At 70.2% G+C, this 25,626-nt stretch carries 19 protein-coding genes; 10 read left to right on the top strand and 9 right to left on the bottom strand.

The window, feature by feature from the left end:
• The first annotated feature begins 96 nt into the window (after window positions 1-96).
• Genes SLINC_RS28565 through SLINC_RS28550 form a run of 4 tightly spaced genes read left to right on the top strand, consistent with a single transcriptional unit; the run spans window position 97 to window position 4,469 of the window.
• Window positions 97-1,170, top strand: a complete 1,074-nt coding sequence (locus SLINC_RS28565) for a substrate-binding domain-containing protein (protein WP_067438618.1) — start codon at window positions 97-99, stop codon at window positions 1,168-1,170.
• 17 nt (window positions 1,171-1,187) lie between these two features.
• Window positions 1,188-2,351 carry a toxic anion resistance protein gene (locus SLINC_RS28560; protein ID WP_067445808.1) on the top strand — a complete coding sequence of 388 codons (1,164 nt, stop codon included), beginning with the start codon at window positions 1,188-1,190 and terminating at the stop codon, window positions 2,349-2,351.
• Window positions 2,348-3,880 (top strand): substrate-binding and vWA domain-containing protein, encoded by a 1,533-nt coding sequence (locus SLINC_RS28555; protein WP_067438616.1) that lies wholly within the window; start codon window positions 2,348-2,350, stop codon window positions 3,878-3,880. Before SLINC_RS28560 ends, SLINC_RS28555 begins: the two co-directional genes overlap by 4 nt.
• Window positions 3,867-4,469, top strand: coding sequence for a hypothetical protein (locus SLINC_RS28550; RefSeq protein ID WP_067438613.1), 603 nt, complete (start codon window positions 3,867-3,869; stop codon window positions 4,467-4,469). Before SLINC_RS28555 ends, SLINC_RS28550 begins: the two co-directional genes overlap by 14 nt.
• Window positions 4,470-4,739: 270 nt before the next feature.
• Here the strand turns inward: SLINC_RS28550 and SLINC_RS28545 are convergent, their stop codons facing one another.
• Entirely contained in the window at window positions 4,740-6,572 is a 1,833-nt protein-coding gene (locus SLINC_RS28545; RefSeq protein WP_067438610.1) for a phosphoenolpyruvate carboxykinase (GTP), read from the bottom strand.
• Between the two features lie 307 nt (window positions 6,573-6,879).
• Here SLINC_RS28545 and trhA point away from each other — a divergent pair, with 307 nt between their 5' ends.
• The 3 genes from trhA (at window position 6,880) to SLINC_RS28530 (ending at window position 9,879) form a co-directional block, all read left to right on the top strand.
• Window positions 6,880-7,593 (top strand): PAQR family membrane homeostasis protein TrhA, encoded by a 714-nt coding sequence (gene trhA / locus SLINC_RS28540; protein ID WP_067438607.1) that lies wholly within the window; start codon window positions 6,880-6,882, stop codon window positions 7,591-7,593.
• Between the two features lie 109 nt (window positions 7,594-7,702).
• The gene (locus SLINC_RS28535) at window positions 7,703-9,247 is read left to right on the top strand and encodes an MFS transporter (RefSeq protein ID WP_067438603.1); all 1,545 of its coding nucleotides are present in this window, start codon (window positions 7,703-7,705) and stop codon (window positions 9,245-9,247) included.
• 5 nt (window positions 9,248-9,252) lie between these two features.
• Complete coding sequence (locus tag SLINC_RS28530; RefSeq protein ID WP_445683981.1) at window positions 9,253-9,879, top strand: TetR/AcrR family transcriptional regulator; 627 nt, start codon at window positions 9,253-9,255, stop codon at window positions 9,877-9,879.
• A 70-nt stretch (window positions 9,880-9,949) separates the two neighbouring features.
• On the opposite strand, the gene SLINC_RS28525 is transcribed toward SLINC_RS28530, so the two are convergent.
• From SLINC_RS28525 to SLINC_RS28505, 5 genes are all read right to left on the bottom strand, one after another.
• Window positions 9,950-12,367: a galactose oxidase-like domain-containing protein gene (locus tag SLINC_RS28525; RefSeq protein WP_067438597.1), complete on the bottom strand. Its 2,418-nt coding sequence runs from the start codon at window positions 12,365-12,367 to the stop codon at window positions 9,950-9,952.
• Entirely contained in the window at window positions 12,364-13,557 is a 1,194-nt protein-coding gene (locus SLINC_RS28520) for a glycosyltransferase (RefSeq protein WP_067438595.1), read from the bottom strand. Before SLINC_RS28520 ends, SLINC_RS28525 begins: the two co-directional genes overlap by 4 nt.
• Window positions 13,554-15,203, bottom strand: coding sequence for an ArnT family glycosyltransferase (locus SLINC_RS28515; protein WP_067438592.1), 1,650 nt, complete (start codon window positions 15,201-15,203; stop codon window positions 13,554-13,556). Before SLINC_RS28515 ends, SLINC_RS28520 begins: the two co-directional genes overlap by 4 nt.
• Complete coding sequence (locus tag SLINC_RS28510) at window positions 15,200-16,477, bottom strand: glycosyltransferase (protein ID WP_067438589.1); 1,278 nt, start codon at window positions 16,475-16,477, stop codon at window positions 15,200-15,202. Before SLINC_RS28510 ends, SLINC_RS28515 begins: the two co-directional genes overlap by 4 nt.
• Window positions 16,478-16,610: 133 nt before the next feature.
• Complete coding sequence (locus SLINC_RS28505) at window positions 16,611-18,644, bottom strand: thioredoxin domain-containing protein (protein WP_067438586.1); 2,034 nt, start codon at window positions 18,642-18,644, stop codon at window positions 16,611-16,613.
• A 156-nt stretch (window positions 18,645-18,800) separates the two neighbouring features.
• Between SLINC_RS28505 and SLINC_RS28500 the strand changes: the two genes are divergently transcribed.
• Window positions 18,801-22,004 carry a tetratricopeptide repeat protein gene (locus SLINC_RS28500; protein WP_067438584.1) on the top strand — a complete coding sequence of 1,068 codons (3,204 nt, stop codon included), beginning with the start codon at window positions 18,801-18,803 and terminating at the stop codon, window positions 22,002-22,004.
• A gap of 29 nt (window positions 22,005-22,033) precedes the next feature.
• On the opposite strand, the gene SLINC_RS28495 is transcribed toward SLINC_RS28500, so the two are convergent.
• The 3 genes from SLINC_RS28495 to mca are packed head-to-tail and all read right to left on the bottom strand — an operon-like array spanning window position 22,034 to window position 24,342.
• Window positions 22,034-23,173: a Fic family protein gene (locus SLINC_RS28495; RefSeq protein ID WP_067438581.1), complete on the bottom strand. Its 1,140-nt coding sequence runs from the start codon at window positions 23,171-23,173 to the stop codon at window positions 22,034-22,036.
• Between the two features lie 55 nt (window positions 23,174-23,228).
• Window positions 23,229-23,489, bottom strand: coding sequence for a hypothetical protein (locus tag SLINC_RS28490; RefSeq protein ID WP_079164762.1), 261 nt, complete (start codon window positions 23,487-23,489; stop codon window positions 23,229-23,231).
• Window positions 23,482-24,342, bottom strand: a complete 861-nt coding sequence (mca, locus tag SLINC_RS28485) for a mycothiol conjugate amidase Mca (protein ID WP_067438574.1) — start codon at window positions 24,340-24,342, stop codon at window positions 23,482-23,484. Before mca ends, SLINC_RS28490 begins: the two co-directional genes overlap by 8 nt.
• 183 nt (window positions 24,343-24,525) lie before the next feature.
• On the opposite strand from mca, the gene SLINC_RS28480 reads away from it, so the two are divergent.
• Together SLINC_RS28480 and greA are read left to right on the top strand one after the other, a co-directional pair.
• Complete coding sequence (locus tag SLINC_RS28480; protein ID WP_067445806.1) at window positions 24,526-24,924, top strand: DUF4307 domain-containing protein; 399 nt, start codon at window positions 24,526-24,528, stop codon at window positions 24,922-24,924.
• A 176-nt stretch (window positions 24,925-25,100) separates the two neighbouring features.
• The gene (greA, locus tag SLINC_RS28475; protein WP_067438570.1) at window positions 25,101-25,601 is read left to right on the top strand and encodes a transcription elongation factor GreA; all 501 of its coding nucleotides are present in this window, start codon (window positions 25,101-25,103) and stop codon (window positions 25,599-25,601) included.
• Window positions 25,602-25,626 lie beyond the last annotated feature (25 nt).

The raw sequence follows: 25,626 nt of genomic DNA, 5'->3' as shown, positions 1-25,626 counted from the left end.
CCCTATCGGGGCCGTTGCAGTGCCGGGGCCGGTATGTCACCGCCCGTTCATCCTTCTCAGTGGGGAATGTTGGGTTCCGGGAGGAACCTCCCCTGTGTGAGACGAATCGTGGGAATCGTCCTCGCGGTTCTGCTGATCGGTGGCGTGGTGGTAGCCGTCGCGGCGGGCCGGGACAACGGGGACACGGGCACGGCAACGAAGACCGTGCGTGCGGTGATCGGATCGGAGAAGGCGGAGTTCTTCGGCGATCCGGATGTGGTGAAGGCCCTGGCCACCAAGGGCTACACCGTGAAGGCCGAGACCTCCGGGTCCTGGGCCATGGAAGGGCTGGACCTCAAGGGGTACGACCTCGCCTTCCCGTCCAGTCAGGCACCGGCCGACGAGCTGGCCGCGAAGTACAAGGCCCGGCAGCCGCTGCCGGTGCCCTTCTACTCGCCGCTCGTCGTCGTGGCCCACCGGGGCGCCGCCGAGGTACTGGCCGCGAACGGGCTCGCGGCGCTGGAGAAGCACCGCGGCACCCTGAAGATGGCCGCCTACCTCGACGCCGCCGCCGAGGACCGGACCTGGCAGCAGCTCACGGGGGCGGACAAGTACGGGGAGTTGACCGGCACCCTCTATCTCGCCAGCACCGACCCGGAGTCCTCCAACTCCGGCGCCCTCTATCTCGCCGCCGCCTCCTACGTCGCCGCCGGCGGCAAGGTGGCCGCGAGTGACGCCGACGTCGACCGCACCGCGCCCCTGATGCGCAAGCTGGTCACCGTCCAGGGCGCCCAGCAGTCCAGCACGGACGCGACCTTCCGGGACTTCGTCAGCGGCGCCGGCAATCCCCTGGTCCTGGTCTACGAGTCCCAGGTCGCCGCGCTGCTCTCCGAGCAGAAGAGCGTCGACGACCTCGTCGTCCTCTACCCGGACACCACCGCCAACAGCGACCACACGGTCGTACCGCTGACGGACGACGGCCGCGCTCTCGGCGAACTGCTGAGCACCGACCCGGGCCTGCGTGAGCTGGCCGTCCGGCACGGGTTCCGGCCGCAGGGCTCGGCCGCCGAGTTCACCCGGGCCACGGCGGCCCACGCCGAATACCTCAACCAGAAGCTGACCGGCATCCGGCAGGCGCCCGTGCCCACCTCCGAGGTGCTGCACGAGATGGCGCGCCGGGCGCGCGGATGACCACGGGGGAACCGCACATGACCGACGACACCTTTGTCCTGACCCCGCCCGAGGCCGTCACGGCCGTGCCCCGGGAGAAGGCCGGCGGGCTCGTCCCCGTCGACGACACCGTCCGTACCGACATGGCCCGGAAGGCAGCCGCCTACGTCGAGGGCCTCGCCGCCCTGGACGCCCGCTCCCCCGAGTTCGCGGGGAAGGTCGGGGAGATCACCGCCCTCGGCGCCGGGGAGATGCGCAGCGCCGCCGCGCAGTCCAACCGCATGCTGGAGCGGACCGTGCGGAGCCTGCCGTCCAACGGCGGTGACGCCCAGTCCCAGGTGGCCGGATCGCTCGTCGAACTGCGGCGCGTGGTCGAGGACCTGGACCCGCGCGACCTGCCCGCCGCCAAGGGGCGCAGGTTCCTGTCCCGGCTGCCGGGCGGCAACAAGCTGCGCGACCACATGGCCAAGTACGCCACCGCGCAGGGCACGTTGAACAAGATCGTGGGCTCGCTGCGCGGCGGCCAGGACGAACTGCGCCGCGACAACGCCGCGTTGCAGACCGAGCGGGTCCGCCTGTGGGAGACCATGGGCAAGCTCCAGGAGTACGTCGTGCTCACCGAGGCCCTGGACACGGCCGTCGAGGAGCACGTCGCCGCCGTCACGGACCCCCAGGAGGCCGACGGGCTGCGCGCCGACGTCCTCTTCCCGGTCCGCCAGAAGCACCAGGACCTGCTCACCCAGCTCGCGGTGTGCGCCCAGGGCTACCTCGCCATGGACGTCGTACGACGCAACAACGAGGAGCTGATCAAGGGCGTCGACCGGGCGGCCACGACCACCGTGTCGGCCCTGCGGATCTCCGTGATGCTGGCCTCCGCGCTCGACCACCAGAAGAAGGTCGTCGAGCAGGTCAACGCGCTGCGCGGGACGACCGAGGACCTCATCCGGGGCAACGCGGAGATGCTCGCCACGCAGAGCGGGGAGATCCAGCGGATCGCCGCCGACCCGGCCGTGGGGGCGGAGACCCTGCGCTCGGCGTTCCAGCAGATCTACCGGACCCTCGACACGATCGACACGTACAAGGTCCAGGCGACCGAGGCGATGGCGTCGACGGTGGAGTCCCTGACCGCCGAACTCCAGCACGCGGGCGCGTATTTGGAGCGCAGCCGGTCGCGGGGCGCGATGGAAGGAGGGCTCGCGTGAGGCGCATCCCGGTCCTCCTCCTGGCCCTGGCCGCCCTCCTCACCGCGTGCAGCGCGCAGGAGAGGAGGGACGACCCGGCCACCCCCGAAGCCGGCACCCTGCGGGTCCTCGCCTCCAGCGAGCTCGGCGACATGGCCCCGGTCCTCGACCGGGTCGAGAAGGACACCGGCATCAAGGTCCGGCCCACCTACATGGGCACCCTGGACGCCGTGGACCTGCTGACCGAGGGTGCCGCGGACAAGCGCTACGACGCGCTGTGGCTGGCGTCCAACGACTATCTGCGGCTGCGTCCCGAAGCGGCCCGCAAGGTGGTCTCCGAGACGCCGGTCATGTCGAGCCCGGTCGCGGTCGGGGTCAGGCAGGCCACCGTCCGCGAGCTCGGCTGGAAGCCCCAGGACGTCACCTGGGCCCAGGTCGAGCAGGCGGTCCGGGACGGGAAGCTGACCTACGGCATGACCGACCCGGCCCGCTCGAACTCCGGGTTCGCCACCCTGGTCTCCGTCGCCTCCGCGCTCTCCGGCGCCCAGTCCGCGCTCACGGACGCCGACGTCACCAAGGCCACGCCCCGGCTGAAGGAGTTCTTCCAGGGGCAGCAGCTGACCTCGGGCTCCTCGGGCTGGCTGGCCACGGCCTACCAGCGGCGCGGCACCGTCGACGCCCTGCTCAACTACGAGTCCGTCCTCAAGGGCATCCCGGGCCTGACCGTGATCCGCCCCCGCGACGGCGTCGTCACCGCCGACTATCCGCTCTCCTCCCTCGCGGCCACCGGCGCCGCGACCCGCGAGGACGTCCGCCGGCTCGCCGAGGCCCTGCGCTCGGAGCCGGTCCAGCGGCTGATCACCGACCGCACGCACCGCCGCCCGGTCGTCGCCTCCGTCGCCCCGGCGCCCGGCCTCGACACCACCCGCCGCCGCGAACTCCCCTTCCCCGGCAGCCGTTCCGTCGCCGACGGCCTCCTCGACTCGTACGAGAACGAACTGCGCCGCCCCTCCCGCACGGTCTACGTCCTCGACACCTCGGGCTCCATGAAGGGCGACCGCCTGGCCCGCCTCAAGGCCGCGCTCACCGACCTCACCGGGGACTTCCGGGACCGCGAGGAGGTCACGCTGATGCCGTTCGGCTCACAGGTGAAGAGCGTACGGACCCACGTGGTCGACCCGGCCGACCCCCGCTCGGGCCTCGACGCCATCCGGGCGGACACCGGGGCGCTCACCGCCCGGGGCGACACCGCGATCTACACGTCCCTGGAGAAGGCCTACGACCATCTGGGCACCGATCGCGACACCTTCACCTCGATCGTGCTGATGACGGACGGCGAGAACACCGCCGGCGCGGAGGCGAAGGACTTCGACGCCTTCTACGCCGGGCTCGGGACCGACCGCCGTCACATCCCCGTCTTCCCCATCCTCTTCGGCGACTCCGACCGCTCCGAACTGGAGCACATCGCCGACCTGACCGGCGGCCGCCTCTTCGACGCCCGGCAGGGCACCCTGGACGGCGCCTTCGAGGAGATCCGTGGCTATCAGTGAGTACGTCGGCTACCTGGAGTCCCGCAAGAACATCGCGGGCAGCGCGTGCGGCCTGGTGGGACTGGCCCTCACCTTCACGGGTGTGGCCGGACCGTACTGGCCGGTGGTCGTGGCGGGCCTGTACGGCGCGGGTGCGCTGATCGCCCCTCCGGAGCGGCCGTCCCTCCCGGACTTCCCCGACCCCTCGGCCCAGCTGGAGGCCCTGCGGGACGACTTCGAGAAGCTCGGCGGCTACCTCACGGACGTCGACCTGCCCCCCGCCGCGTCCGGCCGCCTCACCGAACTGACCGAGCTGCTGGCCGCCCTGCTCGACCCCGGCTGGGTGAGCGAGGTCCTCGCCCAGGACCCGGAGGGCGTCCACACCCTCTCCCGCTCCATCCGGCACGACATCCCCGAGGCCGTCGACACCTTCGTACGCACCCGCTGGTGGACCCGGATGACCCCGGGCACGGAACCCCCGGAACGCCACCTGGAGCGCCAGCTGACGCTGCTGCACGAGGAGGCGGACCGGCTGGCCGCCGCGTTGCGCGAGACAGAGGCAAGACGGCAGGAAACCCACACCCGCTACTTGGAGGAACGCTCAGGCTGACCAACTTAAGGGGCGCGGGGCTGTGTCAATTTGCGGCTCCGCCGCGTGGGCGCGACCAGCCACAAACGACCCGCACCCGGCATACCACCGAGACCCACATGGCGAAGGCCCGTCGTCACCACCCCCGTCGGGGCAGACGGAGACACGTGACGACGGGCCCAGAGCCACGCACGCCGTTGTACGCGGCCTCGCCGACTACCACCGCGGCCGGCCGTGACGATGTAGCTGGTCAGGGCACGATCGGAGCCGACCGCGGCAGATCAAGGGGGACTAGCCCAGCCGAGCCACCAACGCCCGGTACTCGTCCCACAGCTCCTTCGGCGTGTGATCGCCGAACGTGTTCAGGTGATCGGGAACCAGCGCGGCCTCCTCACGCCAGACCTCCTTGTCGACGGTGAGGAGGAAGTCCAGGTCGGACTCGGCCAGTTCGAGGCCCTCGGTGTCCAGGGCGCCCTTGGCCGGAAGGATGCCGATCGGCGTCTCGACGCCCTCCGCCCTGCCTTCCAGCCGCTCGACGATCCACTTCAGGACGCGGCTGTTCTCACCGAAGCCGGGCCAGACGAACTTGCCCTCGTCGTTCTTGCGGAACCAGTTGACGTAGTAGATCTTCGGGAGCTTCGACTGGTCCTTGCCCTTGGCGACATCGACCCAGTGGCCCATGTAGTCGCCCATGTTGTAGCCGCAGAACGGCAGCATGGCGAAGGGGTCGCGGCGCAGCTCGCCGACCTTGCCCTCGGCGGCGGCGGTCTTCTCGGAGGCCACGTTGGCGCCCAGGAAGACGCCGTGGTTCCAGTCGAAGGACTCCGTCACCAGCGGTACGGCGGTCGCGCGCCGCCCGCCGAAGAGGATCGCGGAGATCGGCACGCCCTTGGGGTCCTCCCACTCGGGCGCGATGATCGGGCACTGCGAGGCGGGGACGGTGAAGCGGGCGTTGGGGTGGGCGGCCGGCGTCCCGGAGGACGGGGTCCAGTCGTTGCCCTTCCAGTCCGTCAGGTGGGCCGGAGTCTCCTGCGTCATGCCCTCCCACCAGATGTCGTTGTCGTCGGTCAGCGCCACGTTGGTGAAGACGGAGTTGCCCCACAGCGTCTTCATCGCGTTGGCGTTGGTGTGCTCGCCGGTGCCGGGCGCGACGCCGAAGAAGCCGGCCTCGGGGTTGATCGCGTACAGGCGGCCGTCCTCGCCGAACCGCATCCACGCGATGTCGTCACCGATGGTCTCGACCGTCCAGCCGCGGGTGGTCGGCTCCAGCATGGCGAGGTTGGTCTTGCCGCAGGCGCTCGGGAAGGCGGCGGCGACGTACTTGGACTCACCCTGCGGGGGCGTGAGTTTGAGGATGAGCATGTGCTCGGCGAGCCAGCCCTCGTCGCGGGCCATGACCGAGGCGATGCGCAGGGCGTAGCACTTCTTGCCGAGCAGGGCGTTGCCGCCGTAGCCGGAGCCGTAGGACCAGATCTCGCGGGTCTCCGGGAAGTGCGAGATGTACTTGGTGCTGTTGCACGGCCAGGGGATGTCCGCCTGGCCCTCCTCCAGCGGCGCTCCGAGCGTGTGCACGGCACGCACGAAGAAGCCGTCGGAGCCCAGCTCGTCCAGGACCGGCTGGCCCATGCGGGTCATGGTGCGCATGGACACGGCGACGTAGGCGGAGTCGGTGATCTCGACGCCGATCGCGGAGAGGTCCGAGCCGAGCGGGCCCATGCAGAACGGGACGACGTACATCGTCCGGCCCTTCATCGAGCCGCGGAAGACACCGCCCTGCCCGTTGGTGCCCTGGAAGATCTCCCGCATCTCGCCGGGAGCCTTCCAGTGGTTCGTCGGGCCCGCGTCCTGCTCCTTCTCGGAGCAGATGAAGGTCCGGTCCTCGACCCGGGCGACATCGGTCGGGTCGGAGGCCGCGTAGTACGAGTTGGGGCGCTTGATCGGGTCGAGCTTCTTGAAGGTGCCCTTCGCCACGAGCTCCTCGCACAGTCGCTCGTACTCGGCCTCGGATCCGTCACACCAGACCACGCTGTCCGGTTGCGTCAGTTCTGCGATCTCGTTCACCCACGAGACCAGTTCCTTGTGGTTGGTGGGGATGACGGTGGGAGCCGCGATGTCGCGCGCCACGATTGCTCCTAAATGAGGGATTGTGTCGTTGTCTGCCCCGTGGGGGCTGCGACCCGGATGCCTTCGTAGCCCGCTCATCCGGTGCCGACCGCACTCATTTGATCATCCGACGAGCCCGCCCATCTGTCCAGAGGGCCGCACAGGTGAGCAGAGTGAGGATCGCCACGTGTAGAACCGACGCTTTGCCTTCACTTGGGATTCAGCCGACGGTTTCTTGGGGAAGTGACCGTGAGATGATGGCCACTCTTCATCGGTCAGGCGTTCGTACTGACCTGTAACTTACGGTTCCGTAGGTACGATGTCCCGTATGACTGCGTCCGCCCACGACGCGCCTAGGGACCCGTCGGCCGCCGGCCGCGGTCCCGTCGCGCTCTCCCTGCCGCATCCGGTCAAGCCCAAGCTCCGCGGCTGGTTGCACCTCGGCATGTTTCCGGCCGTACTCATCGCGGGCCTGGTGCTCACCGCGCTCGCCGACTCCTCCAGAGGCCGCATCGCCTGCGGGATCTTCGCCCTCACCGCCTGCCTGCTGTTCGGCGTGAGCGCGCTGTACCACCGCGGCGACTGGAGCCCCCGCATGGACGGCATCCTGCGGCGGCTGGATCACGCCAACATCTTCCTGATCATCGCCGGCAGCTACACCCCGCTGACGATGCTGCTCCTGCCCGAGACCACGGGAGAGGTGCTGCTCTGGGGCATCTGGGGCGCGGCGCTCGCCGGGATCGCCTTCCGGGTCTTCTGGGTGGGCGCCCCGCGCTGGCTCTACACCCCCTGCTACATCGCGATGGGCTGGGCGGCCGTCTTCTTCCTGCCCGACTTCATGCGCACCGGCGGCATCGCGGTGCTGGTCCTGGTCATCGTCGGCGGCCTGCTCTACAGCGCGGGCGGTGTGATCTACGCCCTCAAGCGGCCCAACCCCTCCCCGCGCTGGTTCGGCTTCCACGAGGTGTTCCACTCCCTCACCCTGGCCGCGTTCATCGCCCACTACGTGGGAATCTCGATGGTCGCGTACCAGCACGGGTAACACTTTCCCGTCTCTTCGAGTTCGAGGGCCACGGCTTCAGAGCCGTGGCCCTTTTTCGCGCGCCGAAACCGATTGACGGTAGCTACCTTTTGAGAGCTACTCTCATTTCATGGACACTTTCACTCCGGATCCCCGCCGCTGGTGGGCCCTGGCCGCGCTCGTCGCGAGCATGCTGACGCTCGGCTTCGACACGACGATCCTCAACGTGGCGCTGCCGACGATGGCCGCCGAACTCGGCGCGAGCACCGGCGAGCAGCAGTGGATGGCCGACGCGTACGTCGTCGTCTTCGCCGCCCTGATGCTCCCCGCGGGACTGCTCGGCGACCGCTTCGGACGGCGGCGGATCCTGGTCGTCGGGCTCGGCGTCTTCCTCGCCGCCTCCCTGCTGGGCGCCCTGGCCGACGACGTGCACTGGGTCATCGCGGCCCGCGCGGTCATGGGCGTCGGCGCCGCCCTGGTCACCCCGCTCGCGCTCTCCGTACTGCCGACGCTCTTCGGCCCCGACGAGCGCACCAAGGCCGTCGGCATCGTCTCCGCCGCCTCCGCGCTGGGCCTGCCGCTCGGCCCGATCCTCGGCGGCTGGCTGCTGGACCACTTCTGGTGGGGCTCGGTCTTCCTGGTCAACGTCCCGATGGCCGCCCTCGGCATCGCCGCCTGCGTCTTCCTGCTCCCCGAGACCCGGGATCCCGCCTCCCCCAAGGTCGACACCCTCTCCACCGCGCTCACCGCGACCGGCCTGGGCGCCCTGGTCTACGCGATCATCGAGGCGCCCACCCGGGGCTGGGGCGACCCTCTGGTCCTGGGCATGCTCGGCGCGGCCGTCGCCCTGATCGCCGCGCTGGTCCTGCGCGAACGGCGGGTCGAGCGCCCCATGCTCGACATGACCCTGCTCGCCCACCGCGGCTTCCTGTTCAACACGATCGCCGCGACCCTGGTGATGTTCGTCCTGTCCGGCCTGCTGTTCGTGCTGCCGCCCTACCTCCAGGCCGTCCTCGGCAACGACGCCCTCGGCACCGGCGTGCGGCTGCTGCCGATGATGGGCGGCATCCTCCTCGCCTCGCGCACCGCGCCACCGGTCGCCGCCCGCTTCGGCGGCCGGGCCACGGTGAGCGCCGGCCTGGTGGTGCTGGCCTTCGCCGGGCTGCTGGGCAGCCGTACCACCCTGGACTCCGGGTACGGATTCGTCGCGCTGTGGCTCTCGGTCACCGGACTGGGCTTCGGCTTCTCGCTCATGCCCGCCATGAGCAGCGCCCTGGGCGCCCTCCCGCGCGACCGCTCCGGCAGCGGCTCGGGACTGATGATGACCATGCGTCAGGTCGGCGGCGCGATCGGTATCGCCCTGCTCGGCAGCCTGCTCGCCGCCACGTTCCGCGACCGGCTCGACGTCACCGGTCTGTCCGCGCGGGCCGCCGACACCGCCGGGGAGTCGGTGGTCGCGGCCCACCTCGTGGCCGCGCGCACCGGCTCGGCCGACCTGGCGGCCTCCGCGAACAGCGCCTACGTGCACGGCATGGGCGTCGTGCTGCTGGTGTGCGGGATCGCCGCCCTGGTCGCCGCGCTGCTCGCGGCGGCCTTCCTGCCGGGCACACCTCCCGCGACCGAGACCCCCGCCACCCCGGACATGGCTGGGGCGCAGGCCGATGCCCGACAATGACTCCCATGACACCGGCACGCTCCTTCCCCCTCTCCGACGCCCCCCAACTGGGACTTCGCGAGCGGAAGAAGATCAAGACACGTACGGCGATCCGCGACGCGACCTACGCCCTGGTCCGCGAGCAGGGCTACGACGCCACCACGGTCGAGCAGATCGCCGAGCGTGCCGAGGTGTCGCCGTCCACGGTCTTCCGCTACTTCCCCACCAAGGAGGACATCGTCCTCACGGACGAGTACGACCCGTTCCTGCTCCAGGAGCTCCGCACGCGGCCGGCGGACGAGCCGTGGATGGACTCACTGCGGTACGTGATGCGCAAGGCCATCGACCTCGCGCTCTCGGAGGAGGCCGAGGCCACCCGGCTGCGGGCCCATCTCATGGTCCAGGTGCCCGCGGTGCGCTCCCGGATGCTGGAGAGCATGTCGGTCACCGGGCGGATGCTCAGCGAGGCCGTCGCCGAGCGCACCGGCCTGGACCGGGAGAGCCTGGAGGTGCGGGTGTACACGATGGGTCTCATCGGCGGCCTCTCGGAGACCTCCCTGCACTGGGCCGAGAACGACTTCCGGGACGACCTCCGCGACCTCCTCGACCGCGCCCTGACGGTCCTGGAACACGGTCTGCCCGGGAAGGCCTGAACCGACAGGGCGCGCTCCACGAGCGGCCGGCGGCCGTCGTGGAGCGCGCCCCGAGCGGTTCTCCGCGAGGCTAGCGCTTGGCCACATCACCCTTTCCGCAGGCGATCCCGTCCCTGTTGCGGTCCAGTTTCAGCGGGTCGTCCTTGCCGTTGACCTTCAGGCGGCCGTAGTCGTTCGCCTTGAGCCAGTCGCAGCGGGCGGCCGTGGTCGCCTTGACCTCGTCCGGGAAGGCGGTGGGCACGCAGACGTTGATCGAGCCGTAGTGCCGGTCGCAGCCGGCGACGGTCGGGCTGACCTTCTGGGAGGTCTTCTTCTTGCCGGGCCCCGCGAACGTGCCTTCCGGGGAGTCGGCGAAGGAGTGGACGTGCGCGGAGGCGTCCGTCGCGCTCAGGGCCGAAGGACCTTGCAGATGGACCCACTTGGCGACCGACGGGACACCGTTGGCGTCGACCGCGAAGAGCATGTACCAGCCGGGCGGGGCCAGGTTGGGGTTGCTCGTCACGTTCAGGTCGATGTTGTTGCCGTCCACGGACAGCGGCAGGTCCACGAACCGCTGGTTCGGGTCCGAGGAGTGCGTGACCGCGGCCGGGCGGATCAGCTCGGCCTTGGCGATGGGCCGGTCGACGGTGATCCGCTGGGTGTCGCCGTAGTTCCACTCGGTGTCGATGACCGACGTGATCGTGGGCCGCGCGCCCTTGAGGAGATAGGGCGGCGTGTAGATCGACACGTTGTGGTTCCAGGTGCCGTTGCCCGGGTTGTCGCCGGTCGACATCACCCGGCCGTCGGGCAGCAGGAACGACGACGAGTGGTAGCCGCGGGCCTCGGGGTCGGCGGCCACCGGGTCGAAGGTGCCCGTGGCCGGGTCGTAGATCGACGACTCGTAGACCGGGTTGGCGCGGTTGTGCAGCGCACCGCCGGTCTCCAGCACCTTGCCGTCGGGCAGCAGGACGGCGGAGACGTACATCTTGCCCTGGGCGCCGGTCTGCGGGACCTTGCCGTTGCCGAGGTCGACCGTGCCCTGCGGCAGCGGCGGACCGGCCACGTAGGCCGGGTTGGGCTCCTTGAGGTCGATGACGTCGGTCAGCCGGTTGGCGTCCGGGTTGGAGTCGATGTTGCCGCCGCCGATGGTGAGGACCTTCTGGTCCTGCGCCGGGGGCAGCAGCACGCTCGCCGACTGGTCGCGCTCGTCCTTCCTCTGGAGGCCCGGCACCTGGGTGACGGTGTTGGCGTCGTAGTCGTAGATCGCCGACCCGGTGCCCGGGATGTTGTTGCCGAAGACATGGCTGCCCGAGTAGAAGAGGCGGCCGTCCTGCATGAGGATCATCGACGGGTACAGGCCCCAGTACGACCAGGTCTGGTTGACCTTCCACGTCGGCAGCCACTGCTGCTCGGCGTCCGACCACCGCTCGGCGGTCACCGAGCCGGTGGAGTCCTCCTTCAGACCGCCGAAGGAGATGACGTCACCGTTGCCGAGGGCGGTCGCCGACGGGTACCAGTGGCCGTCGTTCATGTTGTTGGTCTTGCTGTAGGTCTCGGTCACGGGGTCGAAGATGTACGAGTCCTTGTACCCCTGGTAGCCGACCGTGCCGTCCGCCGTCGGGTAGCCCTTGTTGCCGCTCATCACCAGCACCCGCCCGTCCTGGAGCTGGACGTGCCCGGCGCAGAACATGTCCTTGGGCGTGGGGATGATCTTGTAGCTGCCGTTGGCCGGGTTGTACACGGCGGAGGTGAAGGTGCCCGCCTTGAACATGGCCTCGTCGTTGCCGGAGCCCGCGATCAGCAGCACCTTGCCGTTGTGCAGGACGACCGAGTGCATGGAGCGCACCGGGTTCTTCGTGGCCAGCACGTCCCACTTGCCGTCGGCGCACTGCTCGGCGGTGCCCGTGCACTCCGGGTCCGGGACCGGGTCGGCGACCTGTTCCATCGTGTAGTCGTCGGTGGTCGCCGAGCCCGTGCCGTAGACGGAGACGCCCCAGGTGATGCGGTCGGTGCCGGCCGGGACCTCGGGTGTGCGGACCGTTGTCTGTGTCCAGCCGGCCTGCATCTGGAGGGTCTTGAGGTCGGTCCAGTACTGCCAGCCGCCCGCGGCGTCGTGCCGGAACAGCGTGAGGGAGGCGTCCGGCGTGGTCGACTTGTACCAGAGGCCGAGGTCGTACTGCTTGCCCGGCGCCACCACCGGCGCGCACTCCGCCGACTCGGTGATCAGGGCCTTGCGGTCGCCGTCGACCCGGCGGGTCAGCTCGACCTTCATGGCCTTGGAGCCGGAGTGGGCGTCGGAGGTGGTGGTGAAGCTGAAGTCGTTGTTGCCCCAGCCGGACTTCTCCCAGCAGGCGGGCATGTCGGCGGTGCCGGCGGTCTCGAAGCCGGGGTTCTTGACGAGGTTGGCGGCGGAGGCGGACTGGGGCGAGGTGAGGAGGAGACCGGCGGTCAGGGCCCCCACCCCGACCAGCGCGGTTCTTCTTCGGTACAGGCGGCTCTTCTTTCTCACACTGCTCTCCTTGCTGCGGTACCACTCCCACGCCCCCTGCGCGGGAGGTAGACCAACGCCTCGGTCCCCACGAAGCGCAGGACGAAGGTCGTCACCAGGGCGAGCGCGGTCGCGGAGAGCGCGCCCATCCCGAGCCGGTGGACGAACAGCGCGATCAGCGGGATCCGCAGCACGAGATCGGCGTTGGCGAGCAACCCGAACCGGCCGATGCGGTCCCACAGGCGCCGGTGTCGGCGCCGGTCGCGGAACAGCAGATGTTCGATGAGCAGGAAGTTCCAGGCCACACCGAACTGGTTGGCGATGATCTCGGCGGGCACGTAGTGCAGGCCGGCCCTGGTCAGCATCCACAGCGCGAGCAGGTTCGGCACGAAGCCGGTCACGCCGATCAGCCCGAAGCCGACCATGCGGGCCACCGGCGAGGCGGTGCGCAGCCCGGCCAGATGGCGCAGGAAGCGCAGGCCCTCCTGCGCGCTCGACTTGGACTCGCCCGCGAACCGGTCCTGGAAGACGAACGGGATCTCGGTCACCCCGCGCGGACGGCTGCGGACGGCGAGTTCGAGGAGGATCTTGTAGCCGAGCGGCTGGAGCACCTCGGCGGTGACGGCGCTGCGGCGGATCGCGAAGAAGCCGCTCATCGGGTCGCTGATGCCATGCAGCCGGCGCGGGAAGAGCGCCTTGGTCAGCCAGGTCGCCCCGCGCGAGACGGCGACGCGGTAGCTGCCCGCGAGCCCGGCCCGGCTGCCGCCCTTGATGTAGCGGGAGGCGACGACGAGCCCGGCGTTGGAGCGTTCACCGGTGGCGACCAACTCCGGTACCAGGGACGGCGGGTGCTGGCAGTCGCCGTCCATGACGACGATCCACTCCGAGGTGGCCGCCTTCATGCCCTCGACGACCGCGCCGCCGAGCCCGCCGACCGGCTCGTCCCGGTGCAGCACGGTCACCGGGAACGGGCAGTCCTTGGCGGCCTCGTGGATGACCTGGGGGGTGTCGTCGGTGGAGTCGTCCACGAAGACGACCTCACAGGGCAGCCGCGAGGGCACCGACTCGGTGATCTGGCGCAGCAGTTGGCGGATGTTGGCGGACTCGTTGAAGGTCGGCACGACGATCGTGACGGCCCCGGGCTCCGCTACTTCGGCGGTCTCTACGACCGGTTCGCCCAGCTCTCCGGGCACCGTGTACTCGTGGGTCATCGTGCGCCTCCGGAGGCGGTCTGGACCTGGCGGATCTCGATCCGGTCGTCGCCGGTGCCGAAGGTGGCGACCGGTGTCGAATGCTGGATGGCGGCCTTGACGTTGGGCAGGTCGACCGCGTCGCGCCGGACCGTCGGCGAGGCGACGACGTAGTCGATGTCCTTCCAGCCGCGCGGCATCGTCTTCGTCACCGCCGGGTCGAGGTCGGCCTTGTAGAACCAGATGACGCCGAGACCGGGCCGGTACCCGGCGTGCACCAGGTCCAGCCACATCGCGTCGTCCACGAGTACCCGCGTGTCCTCCGGGTGCTCCACTTCGCTGCTCAGCCACTTGGTGGCGGCCTTGTAGGGGGCGTTGGCGTCGACGGTGACGGCGGTGCGGGCGCCGTCGTACCACTTCGGTACGACATAGGCGCCGGCGGCGATCGCGAGGACCGCGGCCAGGGCGTACCGCCCACCGGTGACCAACCGTTTCTCCCCGTCCGCCCGCCACCTGCGCAGCACGGCGTGGGCGACGGACGCGGTGCCGCCGGCGAGGACCAGGGCGAGGAAGGGCAGCGCCTGGATGACGTACATCGCGGGCAGGTAGCCGTTGGGGCGCAGGGCCAGCGCGGCGAGGATCGCGACCGCCGCCGCCGGGCCGGCCAGCGCGCGGGCGGTGACCGACCAGCGCCAGGTGACCAGGAGCAGGAGCGCGCCGGCCAGGCCGCCGAGCGGCAGGATGCGGTCGTAGTAGAGCCACGACTGGAAGACGCCCCAGGAGCCGGAGCCCTGGTCGAGGATGAAGCCCGAACCGGGCCGGGTCATCTGGTACTTGACGCCGTCCCACAGGGAGACGTGGCCGCCGCCGGGCAGCAGCTCGCCCTTGAGGAGGGCGAAGAGGGGGTAGGCGAAGCCGATCAGCGTGCAGGCCGTGATGGCGCCGGTGACGGCGAACTTCCGGGTGTCCTTGTGGCTGTGCCGCCACAGCGTGACCAGCAGGGCGGGCAGGATGACGAGCATCGTCTCCTTGGTCAGGACGGCCGTGGCGGCCGCGATGCCCGCGCCGAAGTGGTGCCAGAGATGGCGGTTCGGGGAGGCGGCGAGGGTGAACGCGAGCAGCGTCCACATCACCGCGATGTTGTCGAGGAAGATCTCGCGCTGGAGGACCACCGAGAGCGGCGAGAGCCCGAACAGGACCATGCCGAGCCCGGCGGCCCAGCGGGGCAGGGCGAGCCGGCGGCCCAGGACGTAGATCAGCACCGCGCTGATTCCGCTGATCACGAGCATCATCACGCGCATCGAGCCGACGGTCATCGACTCGGGGCTGATCAGCGAGGGTATCCAGGTCAGCACGGCGAGCTGGATCCAGCCGAGGGGCGGGTGGTCGTACCAGTACGTGTAGTGGGCGAGGCCCTTGCCCTCCTGGACGGCCCAGGCCTGGGCGAGGTAGGTGCCCTCGTCGTCGCTGAGGGTCGGGTAGTCGGCGATGTTCCAGCCCTGGACGACGAGGATCGCCACCAGGAGCACTCCGCACAGCAGGAGGTCCAGGCGGGAGGACCGCAGTCGCGTCGGCGGAACCGTTCGGCCGGCCGAACCGGTCTCGGGTGCAGGCTGCCGCTGCGCGGGGACCTTCGGGGTGGTCACCGCGGGAAGTGTGGAGGTCACGCCGGGACGTCCTCTCGGAACTCTCGGTTCGCTTCGGCCGTGGGGAGATGCGCGCCGACATGGGTCGTGAGCTCCCAGTCGGTACGGCCGCGCTGCTCACGCCATACGGCGCGAATGGCGGCCCCCGCGAGGAGCACCTGGTAGAAGGGGCCGCCCACGACGAGCTTGAGGTAGTGGACGAAGCGGACGCGGAGCCCGTACTGCTTGCCGAAGTCGTGCAGCCCGACGATCTCGAAGACGAAGGTGACCAGGGCGGTCACGGCCGGCAGGAAGGTGATGAAGGCGATGCCCACGGGCACGTCGAGGAAGAGCGCGATCACCACGTTCAGCGGGATGATGACACCGGTGAAGGCCTGCATGAACGGCGTCATGAGGGTGTAGCGGGCGAGCAACCGCTGCCCGAAGCCGGGAAGTTGCTTCCAGTCCTTCTTGCGGTACACCTGGAGGAAGCCCTGGTTCCAGCGGGTGCGCTGCTTGAGCAGCGACATCAGCGAGCCGGGCGTCTCCTCCTTGGTCACCATGTCGGAGTCGTAGGCGACGACGACCTTCTTGCCGACGCTGGACAGCCGCACCCCGAGGTCGCAGTCCTCGGCGAGGCAGTCGGGGTCCCAGCCCTCGGCCTCCCTGAGCACGTCCGTCTTGACGAAGACGGTGTTGCCGCCGAGCGGGATGAACCCTTTCTGCGCGTGCAGGTGCAGCCGGGAGCGGAACCAGAAGAAGTACTCCAGGCAGTTGCGCAGGCTGTACCAGCTGGAGTGGAAGTTGATGAGCTGGACGCCGCCCTGCACGACGTCCGCGCCGGTGGTCCGGAACGCGTGGTCGACGTGCGCGAGCAGCTCCGGATGGACCTGGTCCTCGGCGTCGAACACCCCGACGACGTCACCGCGGCAGTGCGGCAGCGCCGTGTTCATGGCCTTCGGCTTGTTCTTCCGCTCGTGCGTGTCGACGACGACCCGCACCCGGGGATCACGCTCCGCGGCGTCGCAGGCGACCGCCGTGGTCTCCGGGTCGTCGTGCCCGACGATCACGATGATCTCGAAGTCCGTGTGGCTCGATTCCAGCAGGCGCCGGATGGTGTGATCGAGCACCGCCTGCTCGTGCCGTGCCGGAAGCAGCAGCGAGAAGGACAGGTGCTCGCCACCGTCCGGTCTGCTGAAGCGGGTGGAGGCGAGCACCTCCGGCGTACGCCAGGCGTGCATCTGCCACCACAGGGTGAACGCCGCCATCCAGAACAGAGCAAGCGAAACGGCAGCGACGAAGACAGCAGTCAGCAACGGATCCCCCCGGATCACCTAATCCCCCCGGTAGCGGCGGGCTCCCCACCCGCCACTTTACTGTGCAGACGTTAGGGGGGAAGTGTGAAGGACGGGGACTGTTCCGATAAATAGTGTGTTTCAGAACGGTATTTCAACCGCCCAACTGTGTCCGCAGACGGTCCCCATCGGTCGTCGGAGCGTCACAAGTGAAATTACGGCAGACGTAGGCGGTCGGTTCACCGGCGCTCAGCGGCCGGTCTGCCAGCAGCGGGAACTCGTCGCCGCCGGGCGTGCCCACGGCGACGACCGCGCCCGGGGCGGTGCCCAGCAGCGCCGTGCGGTGCAGGGCCCGGGTGCCCTCGTCGTCCAGGCCCGGCCCCACGATCGCGACCTCCCGCGGCCCGTCGAGGAAGGCCTCGGCGACCGCCAGCCCCCAGCCGATGAACCGGGGCACCCGCGGTCCGAGCGCCTTGACCACGCCGAGGGCCTTCTCGGCGGCGACGCGGTGCGGTGCGGAACCGGTGTGGGCCGCGTAGCCCAGCAGGGCACCCGCGGCGGCCGTCCAGCCGGACGGGGTGGCGTTGTCGGTGGGGTCCTGCGGCCGGCGGATCAGCTGCTCGGCGTCCGCCGCCGTGTCGTGCAGCGCGCCCGACTCCGGGTCGGCGAACCGCGCGAGGACATGGTCGAGGAGGAAGCCGGCGAATTCCAGCCACACGCCCTCACCCGTCACCGAGGCCAGCGCGAGGAATCCCTCGGCGACATCGGCGTAGTCCTCCAGCACCCCCGCGTTGGCACCGGCCCGGCCGTCCTTGCTGGTACGCGAGAGCCGCGCCTGCTCGTCCAGATGCAGGCGTACGAGGAGGTCGGCGGCCGTCACGGCGGCCTCCACCAGGTCCGGACGGTCGAAGTAGGCGCCGGTCTCGGCGAGCGCGGCGATCGCCAGACCGTTCCAGGCGGCGACCACCTTGTCATCCCGGCCGGGGGCGGGACGGGCCGCGCGCGCGTCGAGCAGCCGCGCCTTGACCGAGTCGATCCTCTCCGCGTCGAACACGCCCTCCTGCTGGGGCAGTTGCAGCACCGAGGAGCCGTGCTCGAAGGTGCCCTCCTCCGTGACACCGAAGTACTGGACGGCGAGTTCGGCGTCCGCCTCGCCGAGCACCTCCGTCAGCTGTTCCGGCGTCCACACGTAGTAGGCGCCCTCGACCTGCCGGCCCGTCCCGTCGTCGCTGTCGGCGTCCAGCGCGGAGGCGAACCCGCCCTCGGCGGTGCGCAGTTCACGGACCAGGAAGTCGGCGGTCTCCAGAGCGACCCGACGGGCCAGGTCCGACCCCGTGGAGCGCCACAGATGGGCGTAGACCCGGCACAGCAGGGCGTTGTCGTACAGCATCTTCTCGAAGTGCGGCACCACCCAGTCGCGGTCCACGGAGTAGCGGGCGAAGCCGCCGCCGAGCTGGTCGTAGATGCCGCCGCGGGCCATCCGCTCACAGGTGTCGCGTGCCATCTGCAACGCGCCCTCGGCGCCCGTGCGGGCGTGGTGGCGCAGCAGGAACTCGATCACCATGGACGGCGGGAACTTCGGCGCCCCCGCGAAGCCGCCGCGCTGCGGGTCGTACTCCCGCGTCAGGCCGAGCAGGGCCGCGGCCAGCTGCTCCTCGCCGGGCGCCTGGCTGTCGCCGTAGGAGATCTCACGCCCCGCCAGATCCCGCACGATCTTCGCGGCGACGTCGGTGACCTCGTCCCGGCGGTCGGTCCACGCGCTGTGCACGCCCTGGAGGACCTGCCGGAAGGAGGGCATGCCCTGCCGCGACTCGGGCGGGAAGTAGGTGCCGAAGTAGAACGGCTCGGCGTCCGGCGTCAGGAACACGGTCATCGGCCAGCCCCCGTGCCCGGTGGCCGCCTGCACCGCCTCCATGTAGACGGCGTCGACGTCGGGGCGCTCCTCGCGGTCCACCTTGACGTTGACGAAGTGGGCGTTGAGCAGGTCGGCGGTCTCCTGGTCCTCGAAGGACTCGTGGGCCATCACGTGGCACCAGTGGCAGCTGCTGTAGCCGACGCTGAGCAGGACGGGCACGTTCCGCTTCCGCGCCTCCTCGAAGGCCTCCGACGACCAGGGCCACCAGTCCACGGGGTTGTCGGCGTGCTGAAGCAGGTAGGGGGACGTCTCGTGCGCCAGTCGGTTCGGCATGGGGTCCATCCTGCCGCAGTACCCCGCCGACCATGCGTCAGGCGGGTCCCGGGCGGTGCCCGCCGGATGATCCAGGGTGCCCCGCCCCCTCGCCCCCGTGCGCCGTACGCAGCACACTTGACCAAGAAAGCCGTTGCTGCCGGAGGGGGACGTGACATGCGGGACAGCCATCGCGCGGAGGCCGAGCGGCTGTTGGCCCGGGCCGTGGAGGAAGAGGTACGGCGCACGGGAGGGCGTACCGACGGCGGTGTACTGCTGTCGCGGGCGCGGGGCGCGCTGGACGGCATGGCGCAGACGGCGGCGGAGGAGTACGAGGCGTACACGCGCGCGCTGGACGAGGCGGCCGCGGGTCAGCTCACCTTCGGGCAGCGCTACGCGAAGGAGGGCGGCGGTACTCCCCTGCTGGTGGCGGGTGTCGCGGCGGTCGCGGCGACCGTCGCCGACCTCGCCCTCGGCACCGGTGCGGGCACCGCGCTGGGCGCCGGGGCGACCGTGGCGGTGGTGGGCGCGGCGGCGACCGTGGTGAAGGTCGCCGGTTCGCATCTGCCCGCCGCGCATCACCGGGCGGGCGCGATGGGCCAGCCGGGCGGGCCCGAGCAACTGCGGCTTCAGTGGCTGACGGCGCTGGAGGTGCGCGGCATCCGCCCGTATCTCGACCAGCAGCGGGTGCGCAACGCCTCCACCGGGCCCAAGAAGGCCGGGCCGCGGCTGAAGGGCGCCGACAAGAGCGCGGCGGCCCGCGGACGGAGCGTGCTGGAGCAGTCCTTCGGCCAACTCCCGGAGTCCGTAGGCCCGTTCGCGGGGCGGCGGGAGGAGATGGCGCGGATCCGGCAGTGGGTGCAGGCGGCCCGCGCCAGCACGGAGACCCGGCCGACGGTGGTCGTGCTGCACGGGCCGTCCGGCAGCGGCCGTACGACACTCGCCGTGCGGGCCGCCCATGACCTGAAGGACTACTTCCGCGGCGCGTGCGTGGTCGACCTGCGCGGGGACAGCCCGGAGGAGCAGCCGCTGTCCACCCGGGACGCGCTGCTGCATCTGCTGAACCGGCTCGGCGCGCCGCGCGAGCAACTGCTGTTCCGGGAGCGTTCCTCCGCCGACCAGCAGGTCAAGCGGCTGGGCGAGCTGTACCACCAGCATCTGACGGGTCTGCCGGTCACGATCGTGCTGGACGACGCCTCGGACGCCGAGCAGGTCCGCGCCCTCGTCCCCGAACGCTCCGACAGCCTGGTCCTGGTCACCGCCCGGCAGCCCCTCGCGCTGTCCGCCGAACTCGCCGCGTGGGTGCACGAACTGCCGGTGCGGACCCTGGACGAGGCCGGCGCCGAGGAGCTGCTGGGCGCGGCGGCCCAGGACCGCACCTCGCCCTACGACGCCGAATCGGCCGACCGGATCAGGGAGTTGTGCGGCGGCCTGCCGCTGGCGCTGCGCATCGCGGGCTCCGCCCTCGGCCCGCGCTCCCCCCGCCAACTGGCCTCGGACCTCGGCGCATACGGCCCCGTGGGCCCTGCCGAGCGGGTCCTGTGGCTGCGCTACACCGACCAGACGGACGCCGGCCGCCGGCTGCTGCGCCGGCTGGCCCTGGCGGGCCGGGCCTCGCTCGGTGCCGCCGCGGCGGCCGCCCTGCTGGCCACCGGCGAGGCGGAGGCGACCCGCCACCTCACGGCGCTGGCCGAGGCGGGGCTGATCGACCATGTCCGCGGCAACCGCTACCGCCTGCACGACGTCGTCCGGGCCTTCGCCCACGCCCGTCTCCTCGACGAGGAGGAGCCGTCGGAGCGGGCGGCGGCGCAGGAGCGGCTGATCGTGAACTACGCCGACCTCGCCGACAACGTGCTCCGCCTGGTCGACGGCAACATGTCGACCCGCTCGGACCGCTTCAGCCCGCACGGCTTCCACTCCCTGGACGAGGCGCTGCGCTGGCTGGACGACGAGTCGAGCTTCATCACGGCGACGCTGAGGCACGCGGAGGGCGTGAACCAGGCGGCCGTACTGAATCTGCTGGGCGCCCTGTGCGACTACTGCCTGCTGCGCGGCGACCTCTACCGCCTGGGCGAGATCAGCGAGCTCGCGCAGGCCGTCGACCAGGGACTGCTGGTCCGCTCGGTGCAGTGGCGCACGGGTATCGCGGCCCGTCAGCTGGGCGAACTGGACCGGGCACGCGCCACCCTCACCTCCGTGGTCGACCTCTACATGGAGGCCCATCACGACGCGGGCGCGGCCCGGGCCCTGTGCTCGCTCGGCATCACCCTGCACCACCAGGGCCAGCTCACCGAGGCGGCGGCCAAGCTCCGGGAGGCCCTGGACCTCCAGGCTCCGCCCGAGCTGGCCACCGACCGCGCCTGGACGATGCACGCGCTCGCGGCGGTACAGCGGGACCGGGCCCGGCTGTCCGAGGCCATGGACCTGCTCAACCAGTCCCTGGTCCTGCACCGGGCCGGCGAGTCCGTCCACGGCGAGGCCTGGGCCCACTTCCAGCTCGGCCAGCTGGGCCTGCGCATGGGCGACGTACCGCGCGCCGAGTCGGAACTGCGCGCGGCCCTCGATCTCTACGGCCGTACCCGCGACTCCCGGGGCGAGGCCTGGGCGATGACGCAGCTGGCCCGGGCCCGGCTCATCGACGGCGACGCCTCGGCGGCGGTGGACGGCCTGCGCCAGGCCGCCTCCCGGCACCGCGACAACGAGGACGCGCGCGGCGAGGCCTGGACCGTCTACTACCTGGGCCAGGCCCTGGAGGAGACCGGTGACCTGGACCTGGCCGTCCGCGAACTCGAACGCTCCCGCACGATGCTCTCCCGTATCCGCGACGTCTACGGCCTGGCCTGCGCCCGCCACCACTCCGCCCGCGTCACCCGCGACCAGCGCGCCGCCCAGACCGGCTCCCTGCGCAACTCCGGCTTCGCCCGCCAGCTCCTGGTCGACGCCCGCGCCGACTTCCAGCGCATCGGCGTCGCCCACGGCGAGGCCTGGACCTGCCTCGAACTCGCCGTCGTCGACGCCGGCAACGCCCGCATCCCCCAGGCCCTGACCCTGTGCGACGAGGCGATCGGCCTGTTCACCTCCTACGGCGACCGCCGCGGCGAGGACTGGGCCCGCTTCCTCAGGTGCACCCTGCTGCCCTACGGCGCCCCGGGCGGCGTCGAGGTCGGCACCGCCGTCGCCCAGGAGGAACTCGCCCAACTCTCCCGCGCCACCCACCCCCTGCGCGACGACAAACTCGACGACTACCTCTCGGCGTACCAACTCCTCCTGGAACGCGGCATCAACCTGGAATCAGGCTGGCAGGCCTGGCGACTGAGGATGGTGCCGGGGCGGCATTCCCGGGAGGTGATGGGGGTGGCGGTTTCGGCTGTGCGGGGGTGAGGACGGGGGTTTCGAGGGCTGCTGCTCCGTCAGTCCTCGTACGGGTCGGCGATCCGCACCGGCTGCCGGACCATCTCCAGCACGTCGGCGGGAAAGTTCCGGCCCGGCACGTAGTACCTGGCCTTCGTGTTGCCGACGGCTTCGAGGAGGCCGGCCTCGGACAGTGCCCGGATGTCCCGTACGGCCTGCTGGTTGCTCAGGTTCTCCGCGCGCTGATAGCGGGCGCGGCGGACGCGGCCGGCGAGTGCCGCGTCGTGCAGGGCGGTGATCTGGCGCTCCTCGATTCCGTGCCGTTCCGCGTAGTCGGTGAGGTCGGTCCAGCAGCGGTTGGAACGGTCGATGCGGTGCCGCACCGACTGGGACTGCTGGTGGTAGGCGAGGAGGTTGAAGCGGATCCAGGGGGCGGTGTCGCGGTCGGGGGACCATTCCTTGCCGCCCACCTGGCCGAGGACCTTGTAGTACTCCCAGGTGTGGACCGACGCCCCCAGCCAGGACTCGATCGACGAGAACTCGGGGGCCAGCACGCCTCCACGGGCGATGAGGAGCGTCTGTAGCGAGCGAGACATCCGGCCGTTGCCGTCGGACCAGGGGTGGATCTTGACCAGGTTGAGGTGTGCCATGGCTGCGCGTACCAGCACATGGGCGTCCAGGTCGCCCTCGTTGAGCCAGGTGACCAGCCCCTCCATCATCGCGGGAAGACGGTCGGCATCCGGAGCGACGTATGCGGCCTCATGGGGCCGCCCGGGCTCATTGATCCACACGCCGCTCTTACGCCACTGCCCCGCGAGCTTCCTTGGGTGGTGATGTCCCTGGAGCATCCAGTGCAAGGCATTGAGCAACGACTTGGAGTATGTGAAGTCGACAACATCGTGCAGCGACTGGATGTACGTCATGGCGTGCTGATACGCCTGTGTCTCCGCCCTGTTCTCCTCTGTGGCGACGACTTCCTGCTCACCGTCGATCAGGTCTTCGACATCGACCGAGTCGACCTTGTATCCCTCGATGCTGTTCGAGCCGGCAATGGCCTCAGCGGTCAGCGTCTTCCGCAGTCCCGCTGTCCACTTCATCGGCGTCCGCACGACCTGATGCCGCAGTTCGTCACGCATCGCGTCGACGCTCTCCAGCACCTCGCGGTCCTTCGAGGAAAGGGCAGGCGTTTGATACAGCATGACTCGATGATACCCACAGGGCATCACGGAATCATGCTGTGTCAGCGTGCGACGCTCAGCCCTGCTTGGCGCCGGGCTCCGCCGGGGTGCTCTCCGAGGTGCTTCCGGACTCTGCCCTCGGGTCCGGAGGCTCCTTGAAGTCGACCCGGTTCATGTGCCTGCTCATGGACTTCATCAGGGCCCACACCGCCAGGGCCATCGCCGCGAAGACGATGAAGCCGAGGACGCCGGGGGTGACCTTGTCCTCGTCGACCTCCTTGGCGAGGGTCGCGAGGTGCGTCATTGCCAGGCTTGCGCTTGCGCTCATGTCAGGCATTGTCGCGGATGCCCGCAAAGAGGTCCGCCTCGGGGAGGGAAGTATCGACGAGGGACTTCGCGAGCTCGTACTCCTCGGTCGGCCAGACCTCCTTCTGGAGATCCAGCGGCACCCGGAACCAGCCGCCGTCGGGGTCGATCTGCGTGGCGTGGGCGATCAGGGCCTTGTCGCGGATCTCGTAGAACTCGGCACACGGGACGTGCGTGGTGAGCGTCCGCTGCTGCATCCCGGACTCCTCCCAGCGCTTGAGCCAGTCGCCGTAGGGGGACTCCAGGCCGCGCTCGACCAGCGCGTTGTGCAGGGCCTCGGTGCGCTCACGGTTGAAGCCCTGGTTGTAGTAGATCTTCTGCGGCTGGTACGCGGGGCCGAACTCCTGCTCCGGGTACTTCTCGGTGTCCGCGGCACCCTCGAACGCCACCATCGAGATCTTGTGGGTCATGATGTGGTCGGGGTGCGGGTAGCCGCCGTTCTCGTCGTAGGTGGTGATCACCTGGGGACGGAACGAGCGGATCTTCTTCACCAGCTCACCGGCCGCCTTGTCGACGTCCTCCAGGGCGAAACAGCCCTCCGGCAGCGGCGGCAGCGGGTCCCCCTCGGGCAGGCCCGAGTCGACGAACCCGAGCCACTCCTGCTTGACGCCGAGGATCTCTCTCGCCTCGTCCATCTCCTTCTTGCGCACCTCATGGATGTGCTCCTCGATATACGCGTCCCCCTGGAGCTTGGGGTTGAGGATGGAGCCGCGCTCCCCTCCCGTGCAGGTCACGACCAGCACGTCCACCCCCTCGGACACGTACTTCGCCATGGTGGCCGCGCCCTTGCTCGACTCGTCGTCGGGGTGGGCGTGCACGGCCATCAGTCGCAGCTGGTCAGTCAAGACTCAATCCTCGTAGGTCGGCGCCCCCATGTGAACGGGTGCGATCGGCGGCTTCTATAGTGACCGAATCGGAGGACGAATAATTCCGGGATCCGGCTCCGGAGCTTGATCCGGGACCTCGGTCCCGCCCCGACCGCCGACGGCCTTGCCGAGAGGACGATCATGAGTACGGCGAGCACCCGACTGCCCGAGGGCCGCTACGGCCGCTCCTCGGACGAGCGCGCCGACCACAAGCTCAAGATCGCCGGAGCCGTGCTGGGGGCCCTGCTGATCGCCCTCGTCGGCTATTTCGCGTGGCACTACGTCGGCCAGAACAAGATCAGCGGCGAGGTGATCACCTTCGAGCCGGGCAAGGACTCGGTCCAGGTGCACCTGGAGGTCCGCAAGGACGCCGGCGCCACCGGCTACTGCACCGTGCGCTCGCAGGCGGAGGACGGCGCCGAGGTCGGCCGGGCCGACTACCGCTTCGACGGGGACGACACCCGCATCGACAAGGTCGTCACGCTCCGCACCACGGCACCGGGGACCACGGCCGAGCTGCTGGGCTGTCACGCGGACTGACGTACGAACGTCACTCCGAATACGTAGGCGCTGACCTGCGCGGACGGGTTTCTGATGGCTTATGTCCTCCCCCTCGGGCCGCTGAATTGTTAGGCTCGTGGTTTCGCCCTTCCATGAAGGAACATTCTTCTGGGTAGGGCGATGCTTTGTATTCCCAGTACCTACGAGGAGCACCTGTGACCCAGACCAGCGAGAACGTCACCTGGCTGACCCAGGAGGCGTACAACCAGCTCAGGGCCGAGCTGGAGTACCTGTCTGGTCCTGCGCGCACGGAGATCGCCGCCAAGATCGCGGCCGCGCGCGAGGAGGGCGACCTGCGTGAGAACGGCGGGTACCACGCGGCCAAGGAGGAGCAGGGCAAGCAGGAGCTCCGCGTGCGCCAGCTGACCCAGCTCCTGGAGAACGCCAAGGTCGGCGAGGCGCCGGCGTCGGCGGACGGCGCGGTGGCGCCCGGCATGGTCGTGACGATCGCCTTCGACGGCGACGAGGACGACACGATGACCTTCCTGCTCGCCTCCCGGGAGTACGCCAGCTCCGATGTCGAGACGTACTCCCCGCAGTCCCCGCTGGGTTCCGGCGTGATCGGCCACAAGGTCGGCGAGGACGCGCAGTACGAGCTGCCGAACGGCAAGAAGGCCTCCGTGAAGATCCTCAAGGCCGAGCCGTACAGCGGCTGACCCACCGGCAGGCTTTCGACTGCCC

It is taken from the genome of Streptomyces lincolnensis, from assembly GCF_001685355.1.
Classification (GTDB): domain Bacteria; phylum Actinomycetota; class Actinomycetes; order Streptomycetales; family Streptomycetaceae; genus Streptomyces; species Streptomyces lincolnensis.
Note: the sequence above shows the minus strand (reverse complement) of the source record. Positions and strands in the feature narration are given on the sequence as shown.

Coding starts and splice junctions, on each gene's coding strand:
- SLINC_RS28500 (WP_067438584.1), top strand. CDS start 18,801: ATGCGGGACAGCCATCGCGCGGAGGCCGAGCGGCTGTTGGCCCGGGCC.
- SLINC_RS28560 (WP_067445808.1), top strand. CDS start 1,188: ATGACCGACGACACCTTTGTCCTGACCCCGCCCGAGGCCGTCACGGCC.
- mca (WP_067438574.1), bottom strand. CDS start 24,342: ATGGCCGTGCACGCCCACCCCGACGACGAGTCGAGCAAGGGCGCGGCC.
- trhA (WP_067438607.1), top strand. CDS start 6,880: ATGACTGCGTCCGCCCACGACGCGCCTAGGGACCCGTCGGCCGCCGGC.
- SLINC_RS28490 (WP_079164762.1), bottom strand. CDS start 23,489: ATGCCTGACATGAGCGCAAGCGCAAGCCTGGCAATGACGCACCTCGCG.
- SLINC_RS28480 (WP_067445806.1), top strand. CDS start 24,526: ATGAGTACGGCGAGCACCCGACTGCCCGAGGGCCGCTACGGCCGCTCC.
- SLINC_RS28520 (WP_067438595.1), bottom strand. CDS start 13,557: ATGACCCACGAGTACACGGTGCCCGGAGAGCTGGGCGAACCGGTCGTA.
- SLINC_RS28530 (WP_445683981.1), top strand. CDS start 9,253: ATGACACCGGCACGCTCCTTCCCCCTCTCCGACGCCCCCCAACTGGGA.
- SLINC_RS28495 (WP_067438581.1), bottom strand. CDS start 23,173: ATGCTGTATCAAACGCCTGCCCTTTCCTCGAAGGACCGCGAGGTGCTG.
- SLINC_RS28535 (WP_067438603.1), top strand. CDS start 7,703: ATGGACACTTTCACTCCGGATCCCCGCCGCTGGTGGGCCCTGGCCGCG.
- SLINC_RS28505 (WP_067438586.1), bottom strand. CDS start 18,644: ATGCCGAACCGACTGGCGCACGAGACGTCCCCCTACCTGCTTCAGCAC.